Source organism: Pseudomonas sp. H9, from assembly GCF_004353925.1.
Taxonomy (GTDB): Bacteria; Pseudomonadota; Gammaproteobacteria; order Pseudomonadales; family Pseudomonadaceae; genus Aquipseudomonas.
The window spans coordinates 110494-118588 of record NZ_SMOK01000016.1; the positions used below are offsets into that span (position 1 = coordinate 110494).

Genomic DNA, 8095 nt, shown 5'->3' on the forward strand with positions numbered 1-8095 from the left:
GCCGCACCGCCGCTCCTACCACCCGGTCATTTCCAGATACCCCCTGCCCCCTTCGCTGCCGCTGATGCGCACCGGGCCTTCCCAATACGGGAAGCGGGTGTGCATCCAGGCCTTGGGCTGCACGGCATCGACCTGCACATCCAGGCCATGCAGGGGGACCTGCACACGCCAGCGAGTCGGTAGTTTTTTGCCGTTGTCTTGAATGGTCCAGGCCAGCGGCTGAAGCTGAATCTGCTCACCTTGCAGTGTTTGGGCTTGCCCCGCAGCATTGATCCAGGTGCCTGCGTGGTACGGCGTGCCCTGGGTTTCTCGTACGCGAAACAGCATCACTTTCGCACCGCTGTCCAGGTGCAGGGAGAACCAGTCCCAGCCCGACTGTCCAGCTGCCAACGGCTGGCTGCTCCATTCGCGATCAAGCCAGGCATTACCGGTGACGGCAACGCGCTGGCCATCGCGTTCGACCTCGCCGCTGACCTGGTAGAACGGCTGACTGTAGTAGTACGACGCCTGGCCCTGACCGGACTTTTCGCTGTAGCCCTGATCGCCGTGCAACACCAATGGCCCGGTGCTGTGCAGATTCAGGCGATAAGCAAAATCACTGCCGCGGGCGCTCATCTGCAACTGCTCGATCCCGTCTTGCCCTTGCAGCGACCAGCCGTTGATCCAGGCACGAAACGGCTGGGCTTCAACCCCTGCCTGGCCCACGCCACCACGTGCGGCGGTCTCGGTAGACTGGTGACCGCCGGGCCCGGTCAGCGCGGCATGGCCCAGCCATAAATTGGGGCTGTCCCAACTGCTGGTTTCCGGGCCATTGCTCAGTGCCGAGCGGAACAACGTCCACTGTGCGCCCCAGGCCCGCCCCTGGGCGTCCTGCAGGTTGGCGGTGATGTACCACCACTCGATTCGAAAGCCCGTGTGTGGCCCATGGTCGCGTGGAAAAACCAGGGTGTGGCCGCGCGTCACTTGCGCGAAGTCACTGGCCTGCTGTCCGAGCCCGGCAAATCCGTCGGCAGCCGTCTCAGGTTGATCACAGCCGCTCAGCAACATCAGGGTGAGCAAACAGCAGGCTTCAGGTTTCATCGGCAAATGACCTCAGCAGCTCACTGGGCTGACGTCGTGCCAGTTGCCACAACGGCCAGGCACTAGCCAGCAGGCTGGTCAACAGCCCAAGCAAGGCCAGCTGCAGCAACTGTTCGGGAAACACATGCAGCGGCAAGCGCCAACCAAACGCCTGCACGTTGACCACGGCCACCAGGCACCAGGCGAGCAACACGCCCAACGGAACCGCCAGTAATACAGTCAGGCTGCTCAACATCAGGGTTTGACCCAGCGTTAGCCAAACCAGCTTTCGGCGCCGGACGCCCAACGCCCAGAGCGGTGCCAGTTGCCCCAGGCGATGCTGGCTCAGGCTCAGCAAGCTGATGAACAGGGCGACACCGGCCACCCCGAGGGTCAGGCTGTTGAGCGCCGACGTTGCGGCAAAGGTGCGGCTGAAAACATCGGTCGACCAGCGCTTCAACGTGCTTTGCTCGACGACGCGGCTGTCGTCCAGCGCAAAGCGTGATTGCAACTCAGCCTTGAGCAACGGCACACGCTCGGCCGCCAGGTTCACACTGATCGCGTTCAGGGTGGGTGCGGGCCGATGCTGGCGCAACCAATCGGCGTTGACCAGCACATGCCCCTTGGGGTTGCCATAGTCCGCATAGATGCCCACCACCGTCATGGCCTGCGCGGGCTCAAGCGGCAACTGCAGACGATCACCCACGTTCACCGCCAGGCGCCGGGCCAGTTGCTCGCTGAGCATCAACGCCTGGCCACTGGCCAGTTGTGCCCAGGCCTGCGAGCTGTGTTCGAGCAGCGGCCAGCGGCTGCGATAAGCCGGGTGATCGACAATGCCTTGAACCTGTACCGGCCAGCCTTGCACGCGCAGCTCCAGGCGCCAACTGGGCAGCGCCGCGCTGACACCGGGTTGCTCGCGCAGCCAGTCGTTGATCTGCATTGCCTGCGCACCCTCGCGCGGAGTGACATAAAGGTCGGCCGCCAGGCGCTGGTTGAGCCAGCCATTGAATGTCTGTCGAAAGCCCTCGGTCATGCTGCCGACGCCGACGCTGGCGGCCAGGGCCAGCAACAAGGCCATCAGCGCCAGGCTCAAGGCGGGCAATTGCTGGCGACAGTCGGCGACGAACCATTGCGCCAAGGGCCGCTGACAAAGAGCCGATGCACCGGCCAACGCGAGGTCAAGTACACTTGGCAACAGCAGCGCGGCGGCCAGCAACAGTGCGGCAAGCAAACCGAATGCCGTGGGCAGGCTGCTACCCAATCGCCAACAGCCCAACGCCACCAGCAGCAACAACCCCGCCAACATCGCCTGGCGCCGCAACCAAGGCCCCTGGGCCATACGCCAGGCCTGAGGTTGTCCCAGCGCCAACAGCGGCAGGCGAGCAGCGCGCAACACACTACTGACGCCTGCGATCAACGCGCCGAGCACACTCACCATCAGCCCGATCCCCCACCAACTGCCCGGCAGGCTCAACTGTCCGGCCACCTGTGCGCCATACAGGCCACGCAAGCTGGCGGCAAAATCGGGCAGCAGTAACGCTGCCAACACATAACCACTGGCCACCCCAAGCAATCCGCCCAGCACTGCAAACGCCCCCAGCTCCAGGGCCAGGCCACTCAGCAGCGTACCCAAACTGACACCACAGGCACGCAGCGTACGAATCAGCCCACGGCGTTGTTCCAGCGCCAGGCCGATCGCCGCATGCGCAATGAACAACCCGACCACGAACGCCAGCAAGCCCAGCGCCGAAAGGTTGAGGTGAAAACTCTCGGTCAGGCGCTGCAGGCTGCCGTCGTCGCTGGATGGCTGAGGCTCAAGGCGCGCGGCAACCGCTGCAGGCAACGGCAACCGGTCGTCTGCCAACAACAGCCGCGACAACTGCCCCGGCGCGTTCAGCAACCGTTGCGCATGGCCGATATCCACGATAATCACACCCGGCGCCAACTGCGGCTTGAGCACAAACGGCGGCAACGCCTGCCCTTCACTGCTGACGGCATGATCGGCGGTGGTCATCCCCAATTGCTGCAAGGTGTCCGGGCCGATCCAGGCCTGCCCCGGCGCGCCGATGAACGCCCACACATCGAAGTCATCCGCCTGCGTACCGGCAATCTGCGTGGCGGGCGCCAGGCTCAGCGGTTCGATGCCGATCAGGCGAACCGTCAGCGGTGGCTTGGCGGCAATCCGCAAGCGCCCCTCCACTACCGGCGACACTGTCCAGCCAAGCTCGCGCAGATGCAGGTACAGCGACTGATCGAAACGCTCAGCGTCACGCGCGACCAGTTGCGTCTGGGCAGGGCCGGACAACACCGCGCTGGCCCGTGCGTAGTCGCTACGTGCCTGGCTATTGAGGGCCTGCACGCCAGTCCACAGCGCAGTGGCCAACCACAAACCGGTGAGTATGCTGCACCACTGCAGGCGATGACGGCGCCAGTAACTGAGCAGCGCCTGCAGGGTCGTCCATAGCGGACTCATCCGCCCGGCTCGCTGTGCACGCGACCGGCCTGCAGCACGCAGCACCGCTGCAGACGCACGGCCAGGCGCTGGCTGTGGGTAGCCAGCAAGACACTGCTACCCGCTTGCGCCACCAGTTGCAGCATCAGCGCCAGCACTTCATCGCTGCTGGCTTCATCAAGGCTGCCGGTCGGTTCATCGGCCAGCAGTAATGCTGGGCGCGGGGCTAATGCCCGGCCGATGGCAACGCGCTGTTGCTGACCACCCGACAGTTGTTCCGGGTAACGCTGCAACAATGGCGTCAGCCCCAACTGCCGGGTCAGATAATCCAGCCACTGCGTATCAAGACGCCCGGCCAGCCTGGCCTGAAAAGCCAGATTGGCCGCCACATCCAGGCTGCTGATCAGGTTGTACTGCTGGAACACCAGGCCAATGCCTTCCCGCCGCCAGCGCGCCAGCGCAGCCTCCGAACGTCCGTCGAGGGGCTGGCCATCGATGAGGATGCTGCCGCTGTCTGCGCTGTCGAGCCCCGCCAACAGGTGCAACAAGGTGCTTTTGCCGCTGCCTGACTCGCCCATCAGCGCCAGGCTACTACCGCGCTCCAGGCGTAAGTCGACGCCCTGCAGCACCGGCAACCGGCCCTGGGCGGTAGAGAACGACTTGTGCAATTGCTCGACGACCAGCATGGGCAGCTATCTCGATGCATCAACTCCTAGCAAGCGTAGCGTTCCCACACGGCGCACAGACCCAGTGAAGGTTCAGTGAAGGTTTAGTGTGGAAGCGTTTTGCGCATGAACACCCGCGCGTAACCATTTTCCGTAGCCCGGTGGGTTTCCACATAACCGAGCTTTTTATAGATGGCGATGTTCTCAGTCATCAATTCATGGGTATAGAGCTCGATCGCTGCACAACCCTGGCGCTGGGCGTAGTCCTCACAGAACATCATCAAGCGCTTGCCAATGCCCTGCCCTTTGTAACCGGGTGCAACAGCAATGTTGTTCAACAGCAGCACGCGGTGTTGCGCTTGCACCACCAACACCCCGGCAATCTGTTCATTCGCTTGCACTACAAAGACGCTGGCATCACTGATCACCTGCTGATAGTCATCCAGCATCGGCGCTGGCTTTTTGCCGATCCGCGCGATGTAAGGCGCGTAAGCATCATTCACCAGCGCAGTAATCTCTGCGGCGTCTTGCAGCCGGGCACGGCGGATTGTCGGTGTGGACTGCATCGGCAACTCCCAGTTCGTCACTTACATCTGAAAGAGCCAGTCTATCAGCCCACAATACTGACGCTATTAGCCCTCGCTCTTCGCCACGTCTAGCCTATATTTATCGCTGCACTGATCCGGCCGGATGGTTTCTGGGAGGGCGCTGATACAGCGGCTATAGCCGTCGCTCCCGCCGTGTTCCACCTGTCCGATAACGAGATTGCCGCTATGCTGAACCGTCCGTGATGGCCATCACCGATTCGTTGTTTGAACCGCTGGCCTTGAACCTATGTCGTTGATTTCACTCATCTCTACCCGGTTGCTGCAACGGGTCGGATTGTGGGGTGAGTCCATCCAGAGGTGAAACAGTCATGTCAAACGAGTCAAAATGCCCGTTCAATCATGCCGCTGGCGGCGGCACCACCAACCGTGATTGGTGGCCCGACCAGCTGAACCTGAAGATCCTGCACCAGCACTCGTGCCTCTCCGATCCCATGGATGAGGATTTCGACTACGCCAGCGCGTTCAAAAGCCTGGACTTTGCCGCCCTCAAGCAAGACCTGCGGGCACTGATGACCGACTCCCAAGACTGGTGGCCCGCCGACTTCGGCCACTATGGCCCCTTGTTCATTCGTATGGCCTGGCACAGCGCCGGGACTTACCGTATCGGTGATGGGCGCGGTGGCGCCGGTTCCGGTCAGCAACGCTTCGCCCCACTCAACAGCTGGCCCGACAACGTCAGCCTCGACAAAGCCCGACGCCTGCTGTGGCCGATCAAGCAGAAATACGGCAAGAACATTTCCTGGGCCGACCTGATCGTGCTCACCGGCAACGTAGCGCTGGAGTCGATGGGCTTCAAAACCTTCGGATTCTCCGGTGGCCGGGCCGATGTCTGGGAACCGGATGAAGACGTGTACTGGGGCTCGGAAACCGTCTGGTTGGGTGGCGACACCCGTTATGGCAAAGCCCAGCCGCCGGGTGATGCACCACTGGTTGCCGAACCACCTCCCAGCCAGCAGGAAAGCCGCACCGGCTCCGGTGAGCGCAATCTGGAAAACCCGTTGGCTGCGGTGCAAATGGGCCTGATCTACGTTAACCCTGAAGGCCCTGAAGGCAATCCGGACCCGATTGCTTCCGGCAAGGACATCCGCGACACCTTTGGCCGCATGGCCATGAACGATGAAGAAACCGTGGCGCTGATTGCTGGTGGCCACGCCTTCGGCAAAACCCATGGCGCCGGCCCTGCCGATAACGTCGGCCCTGAGCCCGAGGCGGCGGGCCTGGAAGAACAAGGCCTGGGTTGGCGCAATAAATTCGGCAGCGGCATCGGTGCCGATGCGATCACCAGCGGCCTGGAAGTGACCTGGACCTCGACACCGACGAAATGGAGCAACGAGTATCTGGAAAACATGTTCGGCTTTGAGTGGGAACTCGACAAGAGCCCGGCCGGCGCGCACCAGTGGAAGCCCAAAGGCGGCGCTGGTGCAGGGCAAATTCCGCACGCATTCGATCCGTCGAAAAAACAGGAACCGCGGATGCTCACCGCCGACCTGGCGTTGCGCTTCGACCCGATCTACGAGCCCATCGCCCGGCGCTTCAAAGACAACCCCGATCAACTGGCCGACGCGTTCGCCCGCGCCTGGTACAAACTGATCCACCGCGACATGGGCCCGTTGTCGCGCTACCTCGGCCCGGAAATGCCCAACGAAGAACTGCTGTGGCAAGACCCGGTCCCCGCTGTTGATCACGCCCTGGTCGGCGATGCCGATGTCGCCGCGCTCAAAGCCAAAGTACTGGCTTCGGGCTTGTCGGTGGCGCAACTGGTATCGGCTGCCTGGGCTGCAGCGTCGTGCTTCCGAGGTTCGGACAAACGCGGCGGTGCCAACGGTGGCCGCCTGCGCCTGGCACCGCAAAAAGATTGGGAAGCCAACCAACCTGCACAACTGGCCGAAGTTCTGAACAAGCTGCAAGGCATTCAGAATGACTTCAATGCCCAGGGCGGTGGCAAGAAAATCTCCCTGGCTGACCTGATCGTGCTGGCCGGCAACGCTGGTGTGGAACAGGCGGCGAAAAGCGCTGGCCACAACCTGGTAGTGCCCTTCTCCCCGGGCCGCACCGACGCCTCGCAAGCGCAAACCGATGTCGAATCGTTCGCCTTGCTGGAACCGGTTGCCGATGGTTTCCGTAACTTCGTCAAAGCCGGGGTCAAGGTCAAAGCCGAGGCCTTGCTGGTCGACAAGGCGCAGCTACTCACCCTCACCGCGCCCGAAATGACTGTACTGATCGGTGGCCTGCGCGTGCTGGGCAACAACGTTGGCCAGAATGCACAGGGCGTGTTCACTGCGCGGCCTGGGCAGTTGACCAACGATTTCTTCAAAAACCTGTTGGACATGAGCGTGGAATGGAAACCCACCTCCAGCGCCAACGACAGCTACGAAGCGCGCGACCGCAAATCCGGTGAGCTGAAATGGACCGGCAGCCGGGTTGACCTGGTGTTTGGCTCGCATGCGCAACTGCGCGCGCTGGCCGAGGTGTATGCCAGCAGCGATGCCAACGACAAGTTCGTCAGAGACTTTGTCGCGGCCTGGACCAAGGTCATGAACCTGGACCGTTTTGACCTGAGATAAGCGCAACAACGCAATGTCATCGCGTCACTGTAAACACCCCACGCTGAAGGTTCAGCGTGGGGTGTTTTTCATCTGATCCGTATTTTTCTAGCGTATCTGCGTCTGTAACGAAAACACTGACACTCCGACAATGTAGCCACTACAAGGCACCTTTCATTTGCACCGCGTGCCTGATCAGGTGGCTGTGCACACAGCAGCGCCTGTTGCCTCTTCCCTGTTCAAATCGGAGTTCCTATGGGCAAGCTTGCGCTTTTCGTGGTTGGTTTTCTGGTGCTCGCCATTGGCATTGGTGCGTTAGGTACTATCTCGCCGTTGTAAGGAATAAAGGCTCTTCAGGGATTGCCAGGGAAGGTTTGGGTTTGGCTCTGAGAATTGTGAACTTATCCATTCGGTGTGGTGGCTCCACTTGCCCCTTCCGCCCTTACGGCGGCCCTACGCTTCGCTTCGGGTTCCCTCCTGAAGTCGCAACCTGCGGCGTCTGGACTAACGCGCACGCACTTGTAGCTTGTAGCTTGTAGCTTGTAGCTATCGAAGATACTCCCGCCCAGACACCGCCCGTAACTTAGCGACTTCAGGAGGCCGAGTGGAGGTGACTGGAGGGCTTATCTCGGTGGGAGCGGGCTTGCCCCGCGAAGCGATTTAGCCTGCAAAACCCAATCGCGGGGCAAGCCCGCTCCCACGGTTAGGGCCGGATGCAGGAGCGAGCGGTTTTGGTTCCTTTTGCCAAGACAAAAGAGACCCGCCGTA

At 61.8% G+C, this 8095-nt stretch carries 5 protein-coding genes; 1 reads left to right on the top strand and 4 read right to left on the bottom strand.

Annotated features, from left to right (window positions below):
* Positions 1–15: 15 nt before the first annotated feature.
* From E1573_RS13895 to E1573_RS13910, 4 genes are all read right to left on the bottom strand, one after another.
* On the bottom strand, positions 16–1080 hold the full coding sequence (locus E1573_RS13895; RefSeq protein WP_133214577.1) for a lipocalin-like domain-containing protein: 1065 nt from the start codon (positions 1078–1080) through the stop codon (positions 16–18).
* Positions 1070–3532, bottom strand: coding sequence for an ABC transporter permease (locus E1573_RS13900; protein ID WP_133214579.1), 2463 nt, complete (start codon positions 3530–3532; stop codon positions 1070–1072). The genes E1573_RS13895 and E1573_RS13900 overlap by 11 nt, the downstream gene beginning before the upstream one ends.
* Positions 3529–4197 carry an ABC transporter ATP-binding protein gene (locus E1573_RS13905; RefSeq protein WP_133214581.1) on the bottom strand — a complete coding sequence of 223 codons (669 nt, stop codon included), beginning with the start codon at positions 4195–4197 and terminating at the stop codon, positions 3529–3531. Before E1573_RS13905 ends, E1573_RS13900 begins: the two co-directional genes overlap by 4 nt.
* 83 nt (positions 4198–4280) lie before the next feature.
* Positions 4281–4742 (bottom strand): GNAT family N-acetyltransferase, encoded by a 462-nt coding sequence (locus E1573_RS13910; protein ID WP_133214583.1) that lies wholly within the window; start codon positions 4740–4742, stop codon positions 4281–4283.
* 350 nt (positions 4743–5092) lie between these two features.
* On the opposite strand from E1573_RS13910, the gene katG reads away from it, so the two are divergent.
* Complete coding sequence (gene katG, locus E1573_RS13915) at positions 5093–7348, top strand: catalase/peroxidase HPI (protein WP_133214585.1); 2256 nt, start codon at positions 5093–5095, stop codon at positions 7346–7348.
* The last annotated feature ends 747 nt before the right edge of the window (positions 7349–8095 follow it).